We start from the raw sequence: 21796 nt of genomic DNA, 5'->3' as shown, positions 1-21796 counted from the left end.
GTCGCCCCATGAAGCCCCGCCCGCTCCTGCGGATCGGCGCCGCCGCCGCTGCCGCCGTCACCGCCGCCCACGCGGCCCCGGTGCTGTCCACCTACGGGCCGCTGCGCAACCGCCTGCTGCCCCGGCTCGCCGGGACGGGCCGCCCCGACCACGTCGCCCTCACCTTCGACGACGGCCCCGACCCGTTCTCCACGCCGCACTTCCTCGCGCTGCTCCAGCGGCACGAGGTGCGCGCCACCTTCTTCCTGCTCGGCTCGATGGCCGAGAAGTCCCCCGCCCTGGTCCGGGAGATCGCCGCCGCCGGCCATGAGATCGCCGTCCACGGCTGGGCCCACCGCCCCCTCCTGCTGCGCGGCCCCCGCGCCACCCACCAGGACCTGCGCCGGGCCCGCGACACCGTCGGCGGGCTGACCGGCACCGCGCCCCGCTGGTTCCGTCCCCCGTACGGGGTGATGAGCACCGCCGCCCACCTGTCCGCCCGCCGGCTCGGCCTGACCCCCGTGCTCTGGACCAGTTGGGGCGAGGACTGGACCGGCCGCGCCACCCCCGACTCGGTCCACCGCACCGTCACGGCCGACCTGTACGGCGGCGGCACGGTGCTGCTGCACGACTCCGACTGCACGTCCTTCCCGGCCGCCTGGAAGTCCGCCCTCGGCGCCCTGCCCCGGCTGCTCGACCACTGCGCCGCCCGGGGCTGGCAGGTCGGGCCGCTCCGCGACCACGGCGTGCCGGGAGGCGCGGCACCGGACCGTCCCTGAGGATCGGCCCGGCTCACCCGAGGGACCCGGCTCGGACGAGGACCCGGCTCACACGAGGGAGACGACCAGCACCGCGGCCGCCGCCAGGAGCAGCAGGACCAGCGCCGGTGCGCCGGCGCGCCCGTCCGGCCCGGAGGTGACGGCGGCCCACGAGACGGCGGGGACGGCCACCGTGAGGAAGAGGGCCAGCCACCTCACCGTCCCCCGCGGAACCCCGGCCACCAGCGCCCCGAAGACGGTCGTGGCCATCACCAGCAGCCAGGCCGTGGCGGTCAGCGCCACCCACGCCGCGCGCGCGGTCCACCGCCGGGTGCGGTCGGCGGCGCGGAAGTCGGCGTGGGTCGTCGTCCAGATCCGGGTCCAGTTCGTCACCGGGGCATTCTGTCCGAGCACACCACCGGGCACCAGGGACGGGTGGTGCAACGGTCGGGACGAGGCAGTAGGTTCGCATCGTTCGAACCGACTGCCCCGCCCCGGCGCCCGGCCGCTCGCACCGCGCCACCGGCGTTGCGCGGGCAGGGCGGCCTCCCCCGTGGCCCCCGTGGCACGGCCAAGTGTGGCGGCCGTACGGCGGCCGGGGCTATCCGATTCCGTCGCCGCCGGCCGCGCTTTCCGGACAGCCGCTCTCCAGCACCTCGGAGGGCAGCCGCCCGTAGGCCTTCCGGTACTCCTGGGAGAACCGGCCCATGTGGCCGAAGCCCCAGCGCAGCGCCACCTCGGTGACCGTCGTCGAGCCGGCCCCGGCGGCGGCGAGCAGGTCGTGGTGGGCGCCGTCCAGCCGGACCCGGCGCAGGTGGGCGAGGGGCGTGGTGTCCAGGTGGGTGCGGAAGCCCCGGCGCAGGCTGGGCAGGCTGACCCGGGCCGCGTGGGCGAGGTCGGCGACCGAGATCGGCTCGTGGGCGTGCTCGGCGCAGAAGGTGACGGCCCGGCGGACGGCGGCCGGGGCGGCGACCAGCGCGGGGGCACCGCCCAGGTTGTGCTGCTGGACGTCCAACAGGCCGTGCAGCAGCAGCTGTTCGTGGTGCTGCCGGGCGAGCGGGGAGCGGGCGAACAGCGCGCCGCCGGCGGCTCGGGCGTAGCCGCGGGCGAGGTCCAGCCAGTCGGCCACGGCCGCGCGGTCCCCGTCGAGGGCCGGGTCGAACCGGACGGCCTCGGGGCCGGGTTCGCCCCGACGGACGGCCACGGCGCGGTCCACCGCCCGGCGGGCGATCAGCAGCACGAGGTTCACGCACGCCCGGTCCCAGGACATCGCGAGCCGCTGCCCCGGCCCGGCGATGCTGAACGGCGTGGACAGCGACCGGCCGTCCACCGTGACCTCGCCGGATCCGGCGAGCGGGATCTGCAGGCTGTAGAAGTCGGCCAGTTCGCCGGGGACGACGTCGACCTCCGCGCCGTACCCCAGCTCGTACACCGACATCTCACCGCGCCAGTGCCGCACGAACCGGCCACCGCCGCCGGCGTCGGGGGCCTCGCGCACCCGCAGCGTGTGCGGGGCGAACTCGGCGGCCACCACGTCGTGCAGGTCCCGCACCTCACCACCGCTGAACAGCACCGTCGGCACCGCGCTCCCTCCCGGCCCACCGCGGGGCGCGGCGGCCTGGCACCCAGTATCGGCGCACCGGCTCCGGGAGCGGGACGCCCGGGACCGGCCGGGTCCGCGGCTCCCCGCCCGTTCGCAATCCGTAAGGACGCCGCAGCCCCCCGCGCGGTCACCGGGGCGCTTCGATGGACGGGTGGATGCCAAGCCCCCCGGCGCACCGCGCCGCCTCGATCGCCGACTCCCCTCCCCGCCCGCGTTCCTGCGGCGCGGCCCGTTCCGCGCGGGCGCGTTCAGCTCCGCCCTGCACGAGCCGCGCACCGCCGTGGTGATCGGGCGATGGCTGGGGGCCGCGCTGCTGGTCTGCTTCCTGACCGGCCTGACCAGCCATCTGCTCCAGGACCCGCCGCGCTGGCTGACCGGTGCGCTGCCCTCCCGCCCGGTGAACGGCTACCGGGTCACCCAGGGGCTGCACGTGATCAGCGGGATCGCCGCGATCCCCCTCGCCGGGGCCAAGTTGTGGACCGTCTACCCCCGGCTGTTCGACTGGCCGCCCGCCCGCAGCGTCCTGCACGCCCTCGAACGCCTCGGCATCGCCGTGCTGGTCGCGGCCGTCCTGCTGGAGCTGACCACCGGACTCCTCAACACCCTCCAGTGGTACCCCTGGCCGTTCCCCTTCCGCCAGACCCACTTCTGGCTGGCCTGGACGGCGATCGGCGGCCTGTTGATCCACCTGGCCGTCAAGGCCCCGCTGATCGCCCGGCACTGGCGCGGGCGGCGGCAGGCCCCAGTGGCCGGCCGGCGCGGCTTCCTGCTCTCGGTGGGCGCCGCCGTCGGCGTGGTCACCGTCGCGACCGCCGGGCAGACCGTCCCCTGGCTGCGGCCGCTGGACCTCCTCGCCCCGCGCCGCCCCGGCGCCGGTCCGGGCGGCCTGCCGGTCAACCGCACCGCCGCCCAGGCCGGAACGGTGTCCGTACCCGCGGACTGGCAGCTGCGGGTCGACGGACCCCGACCGTACCGGTTGAGCCTCGCCGAGCTGCGCGAACTCCCGCAGTTCGAGGTGGAGTTGCCGATCGCCTGCGTGGAGGGCTGGAGCGTGGACGCCCGGTGGGGCGGGGTGCGGATGGTCGACCTGCTCGCCCGGGCGGGCGCCCCCGCCGGCTCCACCGTGCGGGTCACCTCGTTCGAGGCCGCGGGCCCGTACCGGGTGATGGAGATGCCCGCCCCGTACGCGGAGGACCCGCTCACCCTGCTGGCCCTGCGGGTGGACGGCGCGGAGCTCAGCCCGGACCACGGCTTCCCGGCGCGGATCATCGCGCCGAACCGGCCCGGCGTGCTGCAGACCAAGTGGGTCGCCCGGATCGAGGTGCTCCGGTGATCCGCGTGCTGCGCGCCGCCGCGCTGTCGGCCGGGCTGGCGGCCACCGGCTTCGGCCTGTACGGCCTGCTCTCCGACCCCTTCGTCACCGCGCCCGCCGGGGTGCTGTGGTGGGCGGTCGGCGCACTGGTCCTGCACGACGGGCTCTGGCTGCCCGTGGTGTGCCTGACCGGCGCGCTGGTCGCCGCCGCCGGCCCGGAGCGGCCGGCGGTGCTGCGCGGCTGGCTGATCGTCGCCGCGGCCGTGACCGCCGTCGGTCTGCCCGCCGTCGCCCTGGCCGGCCGGAACACCGGCAATCCGACCCTGCTGCCCTCGCCGTACCTGCGCAACTGGCTATTGCTGCTCGCCGGCACGGCCGCGCTCGCGGTGGTGGTCCCGGCCCTGGTCGCACGCGCCCGGCGCCGGCGTCCCGGCTCCCGCGACCGGGCCTGACGGGCGACCGGCGACCGGCGACCGGCGACCCCGGTCCGCCGTGGCCCGGTACCGCCCTCCCCGCCCCCGGCACTCCTCCGGGCATGGACGAAGGACACGTTGTGTCCTATTGTAAACAACGTGTTCTTCCGTGCCGCACCACCTTCGAGCCATCGAGGAGAGCCCCACCCGTGACCGACACCTTCGAAGCCCGCAAGTCCGAACTGGTCGACCTCGCCCACCACCGCATGCGGACCGCCATACCCGACCACGACTGGACGGTCCGTCAGACGCTCGCGCTGACCTGCCGCATCCTGTTCGACGCCGGGCACGACTCCGGCCTCGCCGGGCAGATCACCGCCCGCGCCGAACGCCCCGGCACCTACTACACCCAGCGCCTGGGCCTCGGCTTCGACGAGATCACCGAGGACAACCTGCTGCTCGTCGACGAGGACCTCACCGTCCTGGAAGGCGAGGGCATGGCCAACCCGGCCAACCGGTTCCACAGTTGGATCTACCGCGCCCGGCCCGACGTCTCCTGCGTGATCCACACCCACCCGCTGCACGTCTCCGCGCTGTCCATGCTGGGCGTCCCGCTCGTCGTCTCGCAGATGGACACCACCCCGCTGTACGAGGACTGCGCGTTCCTCGCGAACTGGCCCGGCATCCCGGTCGGCAACGAGGAGGGCGAGACCATCACCGCCGCCCTCGGCGACAAGCGCGCCCTGCTGCTGGCCCACCACGGCCAGTTGGTCGCCGCCGGCACGGTCGAGGAGGCCTGCACGCTCGCCCTGCTGATCGAACGGGCCGCCCGGCTCCAGCTGCTGGCGCGCTCCGCCGGGGAGATCCGGGAACTCCCCGACGCACTCGCCCGGGAGGCCCACGACTGGATCTCCACCCCCAAGCGCGACCAGGCGAACTTCGCCTACCACGCCCGCCGCGCCCTGCGCGCCGGCCACCACGACGCCCTCACCACCGGGGAAGGCCGCTGACATGACGACCACTCTGGAGGGGATCATCGCCTACCCGGTGACCCCGTTCTCCCGCACCGACGGCGGCCTCGACCTCGACCGGCTGGCCGTGCTCGTCGACCGGTTGGTCACCGCCGGCTGCCACGCCGTCGCCCCGCTCGGCTCCACCGGGGAGAGCGCCTACCTCGACGACACCGAGTGGTACGCCGTCGCCGAGGCCTCCGTCGCCGCCGTCGCAGGCCGCGTCCCGACCGTGGTCGGCATCGCCGACCTCACCACCCGGGGCGCCGTGCGCCGCGCCCGGTTCGCCGAACAGGCCGGCGCCGACGTGGTGATGCTCCTGCCGCTGTCCTACTGGCGGCTCGACGAGGCGGAGGTGGTCCGGCACTACACCGCCGTGGCCGCCGCGGTCGGCATCCCGCTGATGATCTACAACAACCCGGCGACCGCCGGGGTCGACCTCCCGCCGGAGCTGATCCACCGGCTGTTCCGGGAGGTCGACAACATCACCATGGTCAAGGAGAGCAGCGGCAACCTCCAGCGGATGCACCGCCTCACCCAGCTCTCCGACGGGGAACTGCCGTTCTACAACGGCTCCAACCCGCTCGCGCTGGCGGCCTTCGCGGCCGGTGCGAGCGGCTGGTGCACGGCCGCGCCCTGCCTGATCCCGGACCTCACCCTGGAACTCCACCGCGCGGTGCGCGCCGGCGACCTGGACGGCGCCCGCGAGGTGTTCCACCGCCAGCTGCCCGTCCTGCAGTTCCTGCTCAGCGGGGGCCTGCCGAAGACGGTCAAGGCGGGCCTGGGGCTGCTCGGCCTGGACGTGGGCGCGCCCCGCGAGCCGCTGCTGCCCCTGGACGAGGACCGGACGGCGCAGCTGGCCCGGCTGCTGGCCGACGCCGCGAGCTGACCCCGCCCGGTCAGGGCAGGCTGGGGACCCGGCCCCCGGAGCCGGCCTCGTCGTCGTGGATGACCACCAGGACGTGGGCCGGCTCCGGGCCGGTGCTCCGGCAGCGGTGCGGCAGCGCGGAGTTGAAGTACACGCTGTCCCCGGGCCCCAGCTCGACGGTCCGCTCGGGGAACTCCAGCTCCACCGTCCCCGCGTGGACGAAGAAGAACTCCTCCCCCGGGTGCGACTTGAACGGCGAGCCGGTGGCGTCGGTCGGCGGGTACATCAGGAACGGCACCATCCGCTTGCCGCTGAGCCCGGTCGCGATGCCCTCGTAGTGGGGTGCGCCGGGCCCCGCCCCGGCCGCGATGGGGGTGCGCTCACCGGCCCGGACCACGGTGACCAGCTCCGGCTCCACCTCGTCCGAGAAGAGCCGCCCGACGTCGACCTGCAGGGCGTGGGCCAGCTTGAGCGCGGTCGAGATCGACGGCTCGCTGAGGCCGCGCTCCACCTTGGAGAGGTAGCTCTTGGTCACGCCGACCTGCTCGGCCAACGCGTCCAGGCTCAGCCGGTTCTGCTGTCTCAGCACCCGCAACCTGCTGCTCATGCGCCACCCCTCACCTGCGGAACCGTCCGGTCCATCATCCCATTGCCGTCCGGGCGCCCGGGACGAGCGCCGCTCAGTAGCCGTAGCGGGACCAGTCGGCGAGCACCCGCCGCCGGAGCTCCGCCGGGTAGGAGCCGCGGAAGGACGCCGTCGTACCCCGGAAGCCCTCCGGCAGCAGGCAGTTGGTGATCGACTTGCCGCCGGCGCCGCTGCGCACCTCCTCCGGTGTGAGGTAGGGCACCATCGGGATGCCGGGCGCGTCCGGGAAGACGTGCTCCCCGGTGCCGGGGTGGCAGCGGGTGGCGAGCGCCCAGACGACCTGGCGGATGTCGGTGACGTCGATGTCATCGTCGACCAGGATCACCTTGGGCACCAGCCAGCCGACGTGCGAGGGGAACAGCACCTCCGCGACGGCCTCCACCAGCCGCCGGTCCGTCCAACCGGGCGCGCTCCGGCGGGCCCGGTCGACCGCGAGGACGATCCAGCAGGTCGCCGCCTCGTAGGAGCACCAGGCGAGGTCGACCGGCAGGCCGGCGGTGCGCAGCAGGTCGAGCGCCGAGGCGGAGATCATCGTGCCCCAGATCGTGTGGTTCTCCTCCGGCGGCAGGCCGGCCACACAGACCGGCAGCACGGGGTCGTCGCGCCAGCTGACCGCCTCGACGTGGAACACCGGCTGCTCCCGGCCCTCCGGGAACGCGTAGCCGTGGTACTCCCCCATCGGGCCCTCGGGCGCCGTCCGGTCGCGGCTGAGGTGGCCCTCCAGCACGATCTCGGCGTGCGCGGGCACGTGCAGGCCGTTGGTGAGCGCGCGGACCACCTCGACCGGCCGGCCGGTGAGGGCGCCGACGTAGCCGTCCTCGCTCACCCCGTCCGGCAGGGGCATCGCGGCCGCGGCGAGCGCGGCGGGCGGGGCGCCCAGGACCATGGCCCAGGGGGTGTCCTCGCCGCGGTCGCGCCACATCCGGTGGATCATGCCGATGTGCTGCTGCGGCATGGCCGGCCCGACCAGGGTGGTGCGGTCCCGCAGCATGGTCCGGGCCACCGACCAGCTGGTCCAGCTCCCGTCCGGGCTGCGGACGATGTGGAAGCCGTACGTGCCCAGGTAGCGTCCGCCGTCCTCCTGGTGCAGCAGCGGGACGGGGAAGCGCTCCAGGTCGACGGCCCCGCCGGTCACGGTGTTCTGCCGGCACGGGCCGGTCGGCACCACGACCGGGGCGACCGGCTCCGCGTGCATCGCCCGGATCAGGTGCTCCAGGATCTCCCGCGGGGTCGCGGTGCGCGGCAGTCCGAAGTGGGCGGCGATCCGGCCGTACCGCTGCTGCGGCAGGCCGCTGAGCCCGGCGGGGGCGCCGAGGATCCGGAAGCCGGGGGCCGCGCCGGTCAGCGAGCCGAACAGCGGTGCGGGGGCGTGGGTCTCGTACGCCCTGCGGGTGACCGCGCCGACTTCGAGGTGCGGGTCGACGGTCCGCCCGATCGCCACCGCGTCGCCCACGGCGAGGAGTTCACCGAGGAAGGACCGGAAGTCGAGCGCAGGGCGGACGTCGAGGGCGGGCGCGGGGGCGGGGGCGGGGCGGTCGGAGCTGGTCATGGCATCGCGTCCTTACGACCGGTGCGGGGGAAGGGGATCGGGCGGCGCCCGCACCCCTCACGCTACGGACGCCAACGGCCGTGCCACGGCTAGACTCGGACGCCCCCTGTGCAGAAACGGACAAGCTGTGGACGTGGTCGATCTCCCGTTCCCGACCACCCCGGGCGGCCCGCCGGGCGTGGAGGTCACCGACCTGCCGGGGTGGCTCGCCCGCCTGCGCGCGGCCGGCGCCGCGCCCGACGCGCCGGTCCGCCCCGCCTTCCACCTGCTGGTCACCACGACGGCCGGCCGACTGCCCTGCGCGGTGGACCTGACGGAGTGTGCGGTCGAGCCCGGCCACTGGCTCTGGGTCCGGCCCGGCCAGGTCCTCCGGCTCCGCGACCCCGACCGCACCCCGGGCACCGGCGCGCGCGCCACGGCGGTGCTGTTCCAACCGAGCTTCCTGGACCGGGACACCGTCGCCGCCGCGCGGCTCGACCGGCCCGCCTGGCGGCTGCCGCTCGCGCCCGGTCCGGAGGCCGAGCCACCGGTGACCCGGACCCTCGCCCTGCTGACGGACGAGTACGGCCGACTGGGCGGCCTCCCGCTGGAGGTCCACGTCGAGGTGGTGCGCCACCTGCTCGCGGTCCTGGTGCTGCGCCTCGCCCACCTACCGGGCGGCCACCGGCGCCGCACGGCGGGCGACGAGGCCTTCCGCCGCTTCCGGAACGCCGTGGAGCGGGACTTCACCCGCGTCCACCGGGTCGAGCCGTACGCGGCCCGGCTCGGCTACAGCGTGCGCACCCTCACCCGGGCGGCCAACGCGGCCGCCGGGCGCAGCGCCAAGGCCTTCATCGACGACCGGCTCGTCACCGAGGCCAAGCGGCTGCTGCTGCACACCGACCTGACGGCGCACGCGGTCGGCGACCGCCTCGGCTTCCGGTCCGCGCCGGTGTTCACCCGGTTCTTCCGGCTGCACACCGGCGAGACCCCGGCGGCCTTCCGCGCCCGTGCCCGCGGCGGCGAACCGGAGCACCGGGCCGGGTCGCCCGGCCCACGGGAGTGACACCGGGCCGACCCCGGCCCCACGGCGGGAAGAGGTCTGGCAGTGTGGGGGGACGTTCCACTCCGCCCCGCGAACGAGGAGCACGACGCACACCATGGCTCACTACTTGGTCGAATACGTCTTCACCCCCGACAAGCGCCACCTGCCCGTACGGCCCGCGCACCGCGACTACCTGACGGACCTGCAGAACACCGGCCGACTGGTCCTCTCCGGGCCGCTGGGCGACGACACCGGCGGGCTGCTCGTCCTCCGGGCCGACAGCGAGACCGAGGTGCGGCAGCTGCTGGAGGCCGATCCGTACCACCGGGCGGAGGCGCTCGACGAGGTTCGGATCAGGCAGTGGACCCCGCTGTTCGGCTACCTCGCGGAGCACCTCGAGGACCGCTGACCGCCCGGCGTCCACCGACGGGCGGGTTCAGCGGTCCACCGGGAGGCCGTCCCGTTGTTTGATCGGCTTCATGATGATCTGGGAGTTCACGGCGGTGGCCCCCGGCAGCCGGGTGAGGCGTTCGGTCCACAACTTCTCGTAGGCGGCCAGGTCCGCGACCGCGACGCGGACCAGGCAGCCGGGGCTGCCCATCAGGCGGTAGGCCTCGACCACGTCGGGGATGGCGAGGAGGGCCTCCTCGAACTCGGCGACCGAGCGGGTGTCGCGCTCGATCGAGACCAGGACCTCGAAGCTGCGGCCGATGGCCTGTGGATTGACGATCGCCCGGTAGCCCTCGATCACGCCGTCCAGTTCCAGCTGGCGCACCCGGCGCAGGCAGGGCGAAGCGGTCAGACCGACGCGCTGGGCGAGCTCCTGGTTGGTCAGCCGGCCGTCGTTCTGGAGCTCGCGCAAGATGCTTCTGTCGATGGGGTCCACAGCGGCATTATGTACCACGCTCGAGCGGGATCCAGGCTGTGATCTGCAATCCCATTGCGGGCATTTCGCCGTAATCTTGCGGCCGGCGCCGATCGCGCCGCATCTGCACCCTCGAAACGGACACCGCCATGCAGCCTGCCCTCCAGCCCTCCACCCGCGTCGAGCACGACCTGCTCGGCGAGCGCGAGGTCCCGTCCGACGCGTACTACGGCATCCACACCCTGCGGGCGGTGGAGAACTTCCCGATCACCGGCACCCCGGTCTCGGCGTACCCGGAGCTGGTCGACGCGCTGGCCTGCGTCAAGCAGGCGGCGGCGTCGGCCAATCGCGACCTGGACCTGCTGGCCGACCGGAAGGCCCGGGCCATCGTGGCGGCCTGCGAGGAGATCCGGGCCGGCCGGTTCCACGGGGAGTTCGTGGTGGACGTGATCCAGGGCGGCGCGGGCACCTCCACCAACATGAACGCCAACGAGGTGGTCGCCAACCGCGCGCTGGAGCTGCTCGGGCACGCCAAGGGCGAGTACCGCGAGCTGCACCCGCTGGAGGACGTGAACGCCGGGCAGAGCACCAACGACGTCTACCCGACCGCCGTCAAGATCGCGCTGTACTTCGCCGCCCAGGGCCTGCTGTCGGCCATGGCGGTGCTGCGCGACGCCTTCGCCGACAAGGCCGCCGAGTTCTCCGACGTGCTCAAGATGGGCCGCACCCAACTCCAGGACGCCGTGCCGATGACGCTCGGCCAGGAGTTCGCCGCGTTCGCGGTGATGCTGGAGGAGGACCGCAGCCGGCTGGCCGAGGCCTGCGCACTGATCCGCGAGATCAACCTCGGCGGCACCGCGATCGGCACCGGACTCAACGCCCACCCCGCCTACGCGGCCACCGCCTGCGCCCACCTCGGCGCGATCACCGGCATACCCCTGGAGGTGGCCGGCGACCTGGTCGAGGCGACCCAGGACGCCGGCGCGTTCGTCCAGCTCTCCGGGGTGCTCAAGCGGGTCGCCGTCAAGCTCTCCAAGACCTGCAACGACCTGCGGCTGCTCTCCTCCGGCCCGCGCACCGGCCTCGGCGAGATCAACCTGCCCGCTGTGCAGGCGGGTTCGAGCATCATGCCGGGCAAGGTCAACCCGGTGGTGCCCGAGGTGGTCAACCAGATCGCCTTCGAGGTGATCGGCAACGACCTCACCGTCACCTTCGCCGCCGAGGCCGGGCAGCTCCAGCTCAACGCCTTCGAGCCGATCATCGCGCACAGCCTGCTGAAGAGCATCACCCACCTGCGGGCCGGCTGCCTGACCCTGGCCGAGCGCTGCGTCACCGGCATCACCGCCAACCGCGAGCACCTCGCCCACCTGGTCGGACGCTCGATCGGCCTGGTCACCGCGCTCAACCCGCACATCGGCTACGAGAACGCCACCAGCATCGCGCAGGAGGCGCTCATCACCGGAACCTCCGTCCACGACCTGGTACTCGGCCGGGGCCTGCTCACCCAGGAGCAGCTGGCCGAGATCCTGCAGCCCGACAACCTCGCCCGCCCGCACAGCAGCTGAGGCACCGAGAGGAAGCCGCCGATGACACCCGCCACTCCCCGCCGGATCGCCGACGACCACGTCACCCGGGTCGCCGCCGTCGATCCGTCCGTCTCCACCTGGCTCGGCCTCGCCCCGGAGGACGACCGGCTGCCCGACCTGTCGCCGGACGGCGCGGCGGAGGGCGCCCGGCTCGCCCGGGAGACCCTGGCCCGGCTCGACGCCCTGCCCCGACCGGACCGCGAGGCCGACCCGGCCGAGCTGGCCTGCGCCCAACTGCTGCGCGAGCGGCTGACCGCCGAGCTGCGGGTGCACGAGGCCGGCGAGCACTTCCGCGCCGTGCGCAACCTGCAGACGCCGATGCACGCGCTGCGCGGCATCTTCACCATGATGCCCACCGCCACCGACGAGGACTGGGTGCCGATGCTCGGCCGGCTGCGCAAGCTGCCCGCCGCGCTGGACGGCTACCGGGCCACCCTGACCGAGGGCATCGACCGCAAGCTGCTCGCCGCGCCCCGCCAGGCCGAGGTGCTCGCCGACCAGCTCACGGCCTGGACCGGCGGGCCGGCCGGCGGCCCCGGCTGGTTCGGCGACCTCGTCGCCCCGGCCCCGCAGCGGCTGCGCCCCGAGCTGGCGGCGGCCGCGAACGAGGCGACCGCCGCCGTCGCGGGGCTGCGGGACTGGCTGCGCGAGACCTACCGCCCCGCCGCCGAGGGCACCCCGGACGCGGTCGGCCGCGACCGCTACCTGGTGATGGCCCGTCAGTACACCGGCGCCGAGCTGGACCTCGACGAGGCCTACGACTGGGCCTGGGAGGAGTTCCACCGGGTCCGGACCCAGCTGCAGGCCGCCGCCGCGCAGATCCTGCCCGGCGGCACCGTCCAGCAGGCCCGTGCCCACCTGGACGAGCACGGACACGGCGTGCAGGGCGCCGAGGCGATGCGGGACTGGCTGCAGGCACTGCTGGAGGAGGCGACGGACGCGCTCGACGGGCGCCACTTCGACATCGCCGGCCCGCTGCGCCGGGTCGAGACCCGGATCGCCCCGCCCGGCAGTGCCGCCTCCCCCTACTACAGCAGCCCGAGCCTGGACTTCAGCCGCCCGGGCCGGGCCTTCCTGCCGGTGGCCGCCGGCGAGGAGCAGAAGACGTTCCGCAGCTGGCGGCTGGTCAGCACCTGGTACCACGAGGGCCTCCCCGGCCACCACCTGCAGCTCGCCTCCTGGACGTTGGCCGCCGAGCAGCTGTCGCGCTACCAGGTGACCCTCGGCAAGATCAGTGCCAACGTGGAGGGCTGGGCGCTGTACGCGGAGCGGCTGATGGAGGAGCTGGGCTTCCTCACCGACCCCGGGCGGCAGCTGGGCTACCTGGGCAAGCAGATGATGCGGATCGTGCGCGTGATCATCGACATCGGCATGCACCTCGAGAGCGCCGTCCCGGCCGCCTCCCCCTTCCACCCCGGCGAGCGCTGGACCCCGGAGCTGGCCACCGCGTTCATGGGCGAGTACGTCGGTCTGACTCCCGGTCACCTGAACAGCGAGATCGTCCGCTACCTCGGCCGCCCGGGCCAGGCGATCGGCTACAAGCTCGGCGAGCGCGCCTGGCTGGCCGGCCGCGAGGCGGCCCGCCGCCGTCAGGGCGCCGGATTCGACCTCAAGCGCTGGCACATGACGGCGCTGCGGCAGGGCTCGCTGGGCCTGGACGACCTGGAGGCGGCACTGGCGGTGCTCTGAGCAGCGAGTGAGCGCTGTTCGATTCGGACGTCAAAGACCGAGCTCAGCCGTACCGGTGATCCTCCGGAGTGAATACCGGGTTTTACCCGATCCGCCCTACATCATCTGATCTGCACCAATCTGTTGATCTTTCAGATTTCCTACGGGCGACTCCCGGGCGGGAAGGGCGATGATGCAGCGGTCGACACGGCAGAGACGGCGGAACGGATGGAGGTGGCTGGCCGGGACGCTGGCCGCCGCCTGTCTGATCGGGGCGGTGCCGACACCCTCGCCCTCCCCCGCCCCGACGGCGGCCACGACCGCGGCGACAGCCGCCGCACCCTCGGAGCCGCCGTCGGGGACGCCGTCGGCCGCACCGGCGGCGACGCCCGGCGCGAAGGCCTCGCCGCTGCCGACGCCCTCCCCCTTCGCGGCGACGTCCCCGTCGGCGCCCGCCGCCCCGGCCTCCGCCGCGCCGTCCGCCGCCCCGCAGTCCGCGACCGCGACCGCGACCGACGCGGAGCGGGCCCAGGTGCGGGCCGGCCAGTCCTGGCCGGTGGTGTCGGACACCCTGCCGGTGCAGGCGGACTGCGGCCACCTGTACATCGCCTCCGGCAAGTCGATCATGGAGCTGCGGAACGACGCCTCCGGCAACCCCACCGCCACCAACCGGGTCGTCGCCGCGCAGTCCGGCACCAACGGGCCGTCCGGCTCCTGGGCCGCGAACCTGGCGATGGGGCCGGACCCGTCCGGCACCAACAGCCCGGCGTTCATCTCCTCGACCTACAGCGGCTCGCCGCAGCCGCTCTACAAGGTCGCGGCCGGCACCAGCTCGGTCACCACCGACATCTACAACGGCCAGACCCGCACCAGCTTCAACCCGGCGTCCAACCCCGGCTACGTCTGGGGCGGCTTCGGCATGGACCCGACGAAGCCCGTGCTCTACGGCGCCGGCAACCTCTACTCCGGCGCCAGCAAGCTGATCTTCCGCGAGGACCTCACCACCGGCGTCGGCACCTCGCAGAACCCCCAGGGCGTCGCCGGTGACACCGTCTGGCAGTACGGCACCTTCGTGCCGGACATCTTCGTCGACGCGGACGGCAACATCTACACGGCCGTCTCGTACAGCGGCCTGTACGTCTACCAGATCGACATGTCCGGCCCGACCTGGACGGCCCGCCGGGTGGTCCAGGTGCAGGGCCCGGCCGGTGCGGCCGGCACCTACAACTACGGCATGGCCTGGCTGAACGGCTCGATCTACTTCGGCCAGTACGACGGGACGATCTTCAAGGTCGATCCGAAGACCGGCGCCTCCAGCAACATCGGCACCTACTCCGGCAACACCACCGGCACCACCAAGCCCAACACCGGCGGCGACTACGTCCTCACCGACCTCGCCAGCTGCCAGACCTCGCCGAACCTGCTGAGGCAGCTGACGGTCAGCAAGACCGCCGACAAGACCACCGTGCTGCCGGGCGACACCCTCACCTACACCGTCACCGTGAAGAACACCGGCACGGTCGACTACCCCGGCGCCTCCTTCACCGACGACCTGACCGGCGTGCTGACCGGCGCCACCTACAACGGGGACGCCACCGCCTCGGTCGGCACGGTCGGCTACACCAGCCCGACGATCAGCTGGACCGGGGACCTCGCCGTCGGCCGGAGCGCCACCGTCACCTACTCGGTCCAGGTCACCGACCCCGGCTCCGGCACCGCCCGGCAGCTGCGCAACGCCGTCACCTCGAAGGACTCCAACTGCCCGGCCGGCTCCACCGACCCGGCCTGCTCCACCGACACCCCGGTCGGCGGCCTGAGCGTCCGGAAGACCTCGGACGTCGCCCGGGCCAAGCCGGGCGACACCGTCACCTACACCATCACCGTCACCAACACCGGCGCCACCGATCTGCCCGGCGCGAGCTTCGACGACGACCTGACCCAGGTGCTGGACGACGCGACCTACAACAACGACGCCCGGGCCGGCACCGGCACGGTCGGCTACCGCAGCCCGAAGCTGTCCTGGAGCGGCGCACTGGCGGTCGGCCGGAGCACCACCGTCACCTACTCGGTCAAGGTGAACACCCCGCCGAACGGCGACAAGCGGCTGGTCAACGCCGTGGTCGCGCCCGGCAGCAACTGCCGGGCCGGCTCCACCGACCCGGCGTGCACCAGCACCGTCGTGATCACCGGCCTGAAGGTCACCAAGACCGCCGACACCGCCGAGGCCCGGCCCGGCCAGAAGGTCACCTACACCGTCACCGTGCAGAACACCGGCGGCGCGACCGAGACCGGTGCCACCTTCACCGACAACGTCAGCGGCGTGATCGACGACGCCACCTACAACCGGGACGCCGCCGCCACCGCCGGCACCGTCGCCTACCGCGAGCCGCTGATCAGCTGGACCGGCGACGTCCCGGCCGGCGCCACCGTCACCGTCACCTACTCCTTCACCGTGGACAGCCCGCCGCGCGGCGACCTCCGGCTCGCCAACGCCGTGGTCTCCCCCGACTCCAACTGCCCGGCCGGCTCCACCGACCCGGCCTGCTCCACCGTCGTCCCGGTCAAGGCCCTGCGCGTGCACAAGAGCGCCGACAAGGGCAGTTACGGCCCGGGCGAGACGGCGACCTACACGATCCTGATCGAGAACCCCGGCACCGTCGACTACCCCGGCGCGACCATGACGGACGACCTGACCCGGGTGCTGGACGACGCGGACTTCGTGAGCGCCACCGCGACCTCCGGCACCGCGGCCCTCGACGGCACGAACGTGGTCTGGAACGGCGACGTGCCCAAGGGCGGCACGGTCACCGTGACGGTCGTGGTCAGGATCAAGACCGACGTGACCGCCGGTGACGGCCGACTCGCCAACGCCGTCGTCGTCCCGGACTCCAACTGCCCGGCCGGCTCGACCGACCCGGCCTGCTCCACCGTCGTCCCGGTCAGGCGCCTGGAGGTCACCAAGACCTCCGCCCCCGCCCAGGTCGGCGTCGGCGGCACCGTCACCTACACCCTGACCGTCCGCAACACCGGCACCGCCGCCTACCCGGGCGCCACCGTCACCGACGACCTCACCAAGGTCCTCACCGGCGCCTCCTACGACGGCGACGCCGCGGCCGACCGCGGCAGCGTCTCCTTCCTGGAGCCCCGGCTCACCTGGACCGGGGACCTCCCGGCGGGCGCCACCGCGCGGATCACCTACAGCGTCACCGTCAAGAGCCCGCTGAGCGGCGACGGCAGGCTCGTCAACGCCGTCACCGCACCCGACTCCAACTGCCCGGCCGGCTCGACCGACCCGGCCTGCTCCACCACCGTCCTGATCAAGCACCTCACCGTGCGCAAGACCGCCGACCGCACCGAACTGCGCCCCGGCGACAAGGTCACCTACACCGTGCGGATCACCAACGACGGCCAGGTCGACGACCCGGGCGCGAGCTTCCGCGACGACCTCACCAAGGTGCTGGACGACGCGGTCTACGGCAACGACGCCACCGCCACCACCGGCACCGTGAACTACACCGCCCCGACCCTGAGCTGGACGGGGAACCTGCCGGTCGGCGCCTCGGCCACGGTGCTCTACAGCGTCACCGTCAACAACCCGTACACCGGCGACAAGCACCTGGACAACCTGGTCGTCGCCCCCGACTCCAACTGCGCGACCGGCTCCACCGACCCGGCCTGCGGCACCCACATCCCGGCGCGCAACGTCAAGGTCGTGAAGACCTCCAGCCCGGCCGTCGCCAAGCCCGGCGACCGGGTCGACTACACCGTCACCGTCACCAACCAGGGCGGCGACCCGGTCACCGGCGCCACCTTCAGCGACGACCTCAGCCAGGTGCTGGACGACGCGACGTACGGCAACGACGCCACCACCACCACCGGCACCGTGAACTACACCGCCCCGACGCTCACCTGGACCGGCGACCTGGCGGTGGGCGGCACCGCGACCGTCCGCTACAGCGTGACCGTCAACAACCCGGCCACCGGCGACAAGAAGCTGGTCAACGTGGTCACCTCGCCCGACGGCAGCTGCCCGCCGGGCTCCACCGACCCGGACTGCGTCAACACCGTCCGGATCCGCTCCCTGCACCTGGCCAAGACGGCGAGCCCGGCGGTCACCAAGCCCGGGGACACCGTCACCTACACGGTGACCGTCACCAACGACGGCCAGACCGACATCACCGGCGCCACCTTCAGCGACGACCTCACCAAGGTCGTGGACGACGCCCGGTACAACCAGGACGCCACCGCCACCAGCGGCACGGCCGGCTACACCGCCCCGGTCCTCACCTGGACCGGTGACCTCGCGGTGGGCGCCTCGGCCCGGGTCACCTACAGCGTCACCGTCAACAACCCGCTCACCGGCGACGGCAGGCTCACCAACGCCGTCACCTCGCCCGACGGCAACTGCCAGGCGGGGTCGACCGATCCGGCCTGCGGCACCACCGTCCCGGTGCGGCACCTGACGCTGGTGAAGAGCGCGAGCCCGGCGGTCGCCAGACCCGGGGACACCGTCACCTACACGGTGACCGTCACCAACGACGGCCAGACCGACATCACCGGCGCCACCTTCAGCGACGACCTGACCAAGGTCCTGGACGGCGCGGTCTACAACAAGGACGCGGCCGCCACCGCGGGCACCGTCGGCTACACCGCCCCGACCCTGACCTGGACCGGCGACCTCGCGATCGGCGCCAGCGCCCGGATCACCTACAGCGTCACCGTCGACAACCCCGTCACCGGCAGCGGCACACTCGTCAACGCCGTCACCGCCCCCGACTCCAACTGCCCGCCGGACTCCACGGACCCGGCCTGCGACAGCACCGTCCCGGTCCGCTCGCTGAAGATCGTCAAGAGCGCCGACCCCGCGGTCGCCAAACCGGGCGACAAGGTGACCTACACGGTGACCGTCACCAACGACGGCCGGACCGACATCACCGGCGCCACCTTCAGCGACGACCTCACCAAGGTCCTGGACGGCGCGGCCTACGACAACGACGCGGCCGCCACCACGGGCACCGTCGGCTACACCGCCCCGACCCTGACCTGGACCGGCGACCTGGCGATCGGCGCCACCGCCCGGATCACCTACAGCGTCACCGTCAACAACCCCGTCACCGGCAGCGGCACACTCGTCAACGCCGTCACCTCACCGGACGGCAACTGCCGCCCGGGGTCGACCGATCCGGCCTGCGGCACCACCGTCCCGGTCCGCTCGCTCAGGATCGTCAAGAGCGCCAGCCCGGCCGTGGCCACCGCCGGCGGCCAGGTGACGTACACGGTGACCGTCACCAACGACGGCCAGGCCGACATCCCCAACGCCGGCTTCACCGACGACCTCACCCGGGTGCTCACCGGCGCGGACTACCGCGACGACGCCACCGCGGACACCGGGAGCGTCACCTACACCGCGCCCAGGCTCAGCTGGACGGGTGCGCTCCAGCCCGGCCGGAGCGCGACCGTACGGTACTCGGTGACGGTCCACAACCCGCCCGGCGGCGACGGCAAGCTGGTCAACGCCGTCACCTCGGAGGACGGCAACTGCCGCCCGGGGTCGACCGATCCGGCCTGCGGCACCGTCGTCCCGGTCAAGCACCTCACGGTGGCGAAGACCGCCGACCACACCTCGGTCAAGCCCGGCGAGAAGGTCACCTACACCGTCACCGTCACCAACACCGGCGGCACCGACTACCCCGGGGCGACCTTCACCGACGACCTGACCAAGGTCCTGGACGGCGCGGCCTACGGCAACGACGCCACCGCCACGGCGGGCACCGTCGGCTACACCGCCCCGAAGCTCACCTGGACCGGCGACCTGGCGATCGGCGCCACCGCCCGGATCACCTACAGCGTCACCGTCAACAACCCGCTCACCGGCAGCGGCAAACTCGTCAACGCCGTCACCGCCCCCGACTCCAACTGCCCCGACGGCTCCACCGACCCGGCCTGCACCAACACCGTGCCGGCCCGCAACATCAGGATCACCAAGACCGCCGCCCCGACCGTCGCCCGCCCCGGTGAGAAGGTCACCTACACGGTGACCGTCGCCAACCTCGCCGACGAGAGCGCGGCCGGGGTGTCCTTCAGCGACGACCTGACCAAGGTGCTCGACAAGGCCGCCTACGACCAGGACGCCGCCGCCACCAGCGGCACGGTCGACTACACGGCGCCCGTCCTCCGGTGGACCGGCGACCTGCCCGGCCGGGCGACCGCGACCGTCACCTACAGCGTCACGGTCAACAGCCCGGTCACCGGCGACGGCAAGCTGGCCAACGCCGTCACCTCCCCGGACGGCAGCTGCCCGCCCGGCTCCACCGACCCGGCCTGCGGCACCGTCGTCCCGGTCCGCTACCTGACCGTCGCCAAGACGACCGACGTCACCGAGGTCAAGCCCGGCGGCACGGTCCACTACGCCCTCACCGTCCGCAACGACGGCTCCGTCGCCTACCCCGGCGCCAGTGCCGCCGACGACCTCACCGGCGTCCTCGGCGCCGCCGACTACAACGGCGACGCCGCCGCCTCCACCGGCTCCGTCGCCCTCGACGGCAGCACGCTCCGCTGGAGCGGGGACCTCGCCCCGGGCACGGCCGCGACCATCACCTACAGCGTGACGGTCAAGAGCCCCGTCCCCGCCGGGCAGTCCCTGAAGAACGCCGTCACCGCCCCCGACAGCAACTGCCCGCCCGACTCCACCGACCCGGCCTGCTCCCGGGAGACCCCGCTGAAGAAACTGGAGGTCGTCAAGCAGGCCGACCGGACCACCGTCCGCCCCGGTGAGAAGGTCACCTACACGGTCACCGTCACCAACACCGGCGGTACCGACTACACCGACGCCTCCGCCACCGACGACCTCACCGGCGTGCTCGGCACCGCCCAGTACAACGGCGACGCCACCGCCACCACCGGCACCCTCGCCTACACCGCCCCCAGGCTCAGCTGGCAGGGCAGCCTCCCGGCCGGGGCCCGCGTGGTGATCAGCTACACGGTGACCGTCAACACCCCGGCCACCGGCAGCCTGGACAACACCGTCACCGCGCCGGACAGCAACTGCCCGGTGCCGATGGCCGGCGGCCGCCGGGCCGGCGGCCTCGACCCGCGGTGCAGCACCCATCTGAACGGGCGCCACCTCACCCTGGTCAAGAAGGCCGACCGGCAGCAGGCCGGCGCCGGGGACACCGTCACCTACACCGTGACCGTCACCAACGACGGCCCGGGCGACCTCACCGACGCCGCCTTCACCGACGACCTCGGGCAGGTCCTCACCGGCGCCGACTACAACGGTGACGCGACGGCCGGCACCGGCACCGTCAGCTACCACCGGCCGGTGCTCAGCTGGACCGGCGCGCTCGCGGCGGGCGCGAGCACCACGGTCCGCTACTCGGTGACCAGCAACGGCACCGCGCAGCTGCGCAACACCGTCACCTCCCCGGACTCCAACTGCCCGCCGGACTCCACCGATCCGGCCTGCACCTCGACGGTGACCCCGGAGCCGCCCGGGCCGTCCCCGAAGCCCAGCCCCTCCCCCTCGCCCGGCCCCGGACCGCTGCCGGTCACCGGCAACGGCGCCCCGGTCGGCCCGCTGCTGGGCCTGGCGGGCCTGCTGGCCGCGGTGGGCGCGGGCCTCTGGCTGACCGCCCGACGCAGGAGGACCATGCGCTGATCGGAACGACCGACTGACCGACAACCGTACGGCGGAGCCGCTCCCCAGCCGGGAGCGGCTCCGCCGTCGTCGTGGGCCGAGTGAGTGGAACCCGGGCGCGCCGCGCCGGAACCGGGCCGCCGGGCCCGTCGCGGAATGCTCGAATGGGCCCCAATCATCCCCTCGCCCCAGGGAGTTGCCGCATGCCCGGCCGCCGCCGTCCCCTCGCCGCCGCCGTCCTCCTGGGCTGCGCCCTCGCCCCCGGAACGGCCTGGGCGGCCGACCCCGTCAAGCCGACGGCCGTCCCCCACCTGGCGATCGCGATCGACGACGGACGGCAGCAGGCCCGGCCCGGCGACCGGCTCACCTGGACCGTCACCCTGCGCAACCTGGGCACCGAACCCGTCAGTGGACTGCGCGTCGCCCAGGACCTGCCCACCGCCGCCCGCCCCGTCAGCGCCTCCGGCGACGCGGCCGGCCACCCCGACCGGCCCAGCTGGGACGGCCTCACCCTGGAGCCGGGCGCCACCCGCACCCTCACCACCACCGCCGAGCTCGCCGACACCGGCCCCGAGCTGCTGCGCTCCTCCAGCACCGCGTGCGCCTACCAGGGCGACTCCCGGCAGCCCCTGGTCTGTGCCAGCCACCTCGACCTCCTGCCCGCCGGCCTGCCGAAGGCGGCACCGGCCGCGGGCGAGCAGGGCGTGGCCCTCTGGCTCGCGCTCGCGACCACCGCTGCCGGCCTCGTCACGGCCGGCGGCTGGTGGCTGCGCCGACACCACGGGCAGCCGGGCCCGGCCGCCCCGGCCGGCGACTGAACCGGCGGGAGGACGCGCCGGGGCACAACGGACGAGGGGCGCGCGCGCGCGCCCCGATACC

General features: G+C 73.8%; 17 protein-coding genes. 11 read left to right on the top strand and 6 right to left on the bottom strand.

Going from position 1 to position 21796, the window contains the following annotated elements:
• Positions 1-8 precede the first annotated feature (8 nt).
• Positions 9-758 carry a polysaccharide deacetylase family protein gene (locus AB0O91_RS07360; protein ID WP_363428872.1) on the top strand — a complete coding sequence of 250 codons (750 nt, stop codon included), beginning with the start codon at positions 9-11 and terminating at the stop codon, positions 756-758.
• Between the two features lie 48 nt (positions 759-806).
• On the opposite strand, the gene AB0O91_RS07355 is transcribed toward AB0O91_RS07360, so the two are convergent.
• Both AB0O91_RS07355 and AB0O91_RS07350 read right to left on the bottom strand, forming a co-directional pair.
• On the bottom strand, positions 807-1130 hold the full coding sequence (locus AB0O91_RS07355; protein ID WP_363428870.1) for a hypothetical protein: 324 nt from the start codon (positions 1128-1130) through the stop codon (positions 807-809).
• Between the two features lie 208 nt (positions 1131-1338).
• On the bottom strand, positions 1339-2319 hold the full coding sequence (locus tag AB0O91_RS07350; RefSeq protein ID WP_363428868.1) for an AraC family transcriptional regulator: 981 nt from the start codon (positions 2317-2319) through the stop codon (positions 1339-1341).
• A gap of 238 nt (positions 2320-2557) precedes the next feature.
• Between AB0O91_RS07350 and AB0O91_RS07345 the strand changes: the two genes are divergently transcribed.
• The 4 genes from AB0O91_RS07345 to AB0O91_RS07330 all read left to right on the top strand — a co-directional run bounded on the left by AB0O91_RS07345 (position 2558) and on the right by AB0O91_RS07330 (position 5964).
• On the top strand, positions 2558-3673 hold the full coding sequence (locus tag AB0O91_RS07345; RefSeq protein ID WP_363429142.1) for a molybdopterin-dependent oxidoreductase: 1116 nt from the start codon (positions 2558-2560) through the stop codon (positions 3671-3673).
• The gene (locus tag AB0O91_RS07340) at positions 3670-4104 is read left to right on the top strand and encodes a hypothetical protein (RefSeq protein WP_363428866.1); all 435 of its coding nucleotides are present in this window, start codon (positions 3670-3672) and stop codon (positions 4102-4104) included. The genes AB0O91_RS07345 and AB0O91_RS07340 overlap by 4 nt, the downstream gene beginning before the upstream one ends.
• 170 nt (positions 4105-4274) lie before the next feature.
• The gene (locus AB0O91_RS07335; RefSeq protein ID WP_363428864.1) at positions 4275-5075 is read left to right on the top strand and encodes an aldolase; all 801 of its coding nucleotides are present in this window, start codon (positions 4275-4277) and stop codon (positions 5073-5075) included.
• A 1-nt stretch (position 5076) separates the two neighbouring features.
• On the top strand, positions 5077-5964 hold the full coding sequence (locus tag AB0O91_RS07330) for a dihydrodipicolinate synthase family protein (RefSeq protein ID WP_363428862.1): 888 nt from the start codon (positions 5077-5079) through the stop codon (positions 5962-5964).
• 10 nt (positions 5965-5974) lie between these two features.
• Here the strand turns inward: AB0O91_RS07330 and AB0O91_RS07325 are convergent, their stop codons facing one another.
• Positions 5975-6550 carry an XRE family transcriptional regulator gene (locus AB0O91_RS07325; protein WP_363428861.1) on the bottom strand — a complete coding sequence of 192 codons (576 nt, stop codon included), beginning with the start codon at positions 6548-6550 and terminating at the stop codon, positions 5975-5977.
• 73 nt (positions 6551-6623) lie between these two features.
• Entirely contained in the window at positions 6624-8138 is a 1515-nt protein-coding gene (locus tag AB0O91_RS07320) for a UbiD family decarboxylase (RefSeq protein WP_363428860.1), read from the bottom strand.
• A 133-nt stretch (positions 8139-8271) separates the two neighbouring features.
• Here AB0O91_RS07320 and AB0O91_RS07315 point away from each other — a divergent pair, with 133 nt between their 5' ends.
• Complete coding sequence (locus tag AB0O91_RS07315; RefSeq protein WP_363428858.1) at positions 8272-9183, top strand: helix-turn-helix transcriptional regulator; 912 nt, start codon at positions 8272-8274, stop codon at positions 9181-9183.
• 94 nt (positions 9184-9277) lie between these two features.
• A complete protein-coding gene (locus AB0O91_RS07310) occupies positions 9278-9571 on the top strand; it encodes a YciI family protein (protein ID WP_363428856.1) in 294 nt (97 codons plus the stop codon).
• Positions 9572-9598: 27 nt separating this feature from the next.
• On the opposite strand, the gene AB0O91_RS07305 is transcribed toward AB0O91_RS07310, so the two are convergent.
• Positions 9599-10048, bottom strand: coding sequence for an Lrp/AsnC family transcriptional regulator (locus AB0O91_RS07305; RefSeq protein ID WP_350517923.1), 450 nt, complete (start codon positions 10046-10048; stop codon positions 9599-9601).
• A gap of 128 nt (positions 10049-10176) precedes the next feature.
• On the opposite strand from AB0O91_RS07305, the gene aspA reads away from it, so the two are divergent.
• Both aspA and AB0O91_RS07295 read left to right on the top strand, forming a co-directional pair.
• Positions 10177-11592 (top strand): aspartate ammonia-lyase, encoded by a 1416-nt coding sequence (gene aspA, locus AB0O91_RS07300; protein ID WP_363428853.1) that lies wholly within the window; start codon positions 10177-10179, stop codon positions 11590-11592.
• A 21-nt stretch (positions 11593-11613) separates the two neighbouring features.
• The gene (locus AB0O91_RS07295; protein WP_363428851.1) at positions 11614-13302 is read left to right on the top strand and encodes a DUF885 domain-containing protein; all 1689 of its coding nucleotides are present in this window, start codon (positions 11614-11616) and stop codon (positions 13300-13302) included.
• Positions 13303-13398: 96 nt separating this feature from the next.
• Here AB0O91_RS07295 and AB0O91_RS07290 read toward each other — a convergent pair whose 3' ends face one another.
• Positions 13399-13851, bottom strand: coding sequence for a hypothetical protein (locus AB0O91_RS07290; RefSeq protein ID WP_363428849.1), 453 nt, complete (start codon positions 13849-13851; stop codon positions 13399-13401).
• Here AB0O91_RS07290 and AB0O91_RS07285 point away from each other — a divergent pair.
• Positions 13814-20938, top strand: coding sequence for a hypothetical protein (locus AB0O91_RS07285; RefSeq protein ID WP_363428847.1), 7125 nt, complete (start codon positions 13814-13816; stop codon positions 20936-20938). The genes AB0O91_RS07290 and AB0O91_RS07285 overlap by 38 nt on opposite strands.
• Positions 20939-21120: 182 nt before the next feature.
• The gene (locus tag AB0O91_RS07280) at positions 21121-21735 is read left to right on the top strand and encodes a hypothetical protein (protein WP_363428845.1); all 615 of its coding nucleotides are present in this window, start codon (positions 21121-21123) and stop codon (positions 21733-21735) included.
• Positions 21736-21796 lie beyond the last annotated feature (61 nt).

The sequence above is a fragment of the Kitasatospora sp. NPDC089797 genome, from assembly GCF_040684795.1.
Classification (GTDB): domain Bacteria; phylum Actinomycetota; class Actinomycetes; order Streptomycetales; family Streptomycetaceae; genus Kitasatospora.
Note: the sequence above shows the minus strand (reverse complement) of the source record. Positions and strands in the feature narration are given on the sequence as shown.

Bases quoted from the DNA above. Each gene is read 5' to 3' on its own strand.
- AB0O91_RS07360 (WP_363428872.1), top strand. From the start codon at position 9: ATGAAGCCCCGCCCGCTCCTGCGGATCGGCGCCGCCGCCGCTGCCGCC.
- AB0O91_RS07330 (WP_363428862.1), top strand. From the start codon at position 5,077: ATGACGACCACTCTGGAGGGGATCATCGCCTACCCGGTGACCCCGTTC.
- AB0O91_RS07325 (WP_363428861.1), bottom strand. From the start codon at position 6,550: ATGAGCAGCAGGTTGCGGGTGCTGAGACAGCAGAACCGGCTGAGCCTG.
- AB0O91_RS07320 (WP_363428860.1), bottom strand. From the start codon at position 8,138: ATGACCAGCTCCGACCGCCCCGCCCCCGCCCCCGCGCCCGCCCTCGAC.
- AB0O91_RS07310 (WP_363428856.1), top strand. From the start codon at position 9,278: ATGGCTCACTACTTGGTCGAATACGTCTTCACCCCCGACAAGCGCCAC.
- aspA (WP_363428853.1), top strand. From the start codon at position 10,177: ATGCAGCCTGCCCTCCAGCCCTCCACCCGCGTCGAGCACGACCTGCTC.
- AB0O91_RS07295 (WP_363428851.1), top strand. From the start codon at position 11,614: ATGACACCCGCCACTCCCCGCCGGATCGCCGACGACCACGTCACCCGG.
- AB0O91_RS07280 (WP_363428845.1), top strand. From the start codon at position 21,121: ATGCCCGGCCGCCGCCGTCCCCTCGCCGCCGCCGTCCTCCTGGGCTGC.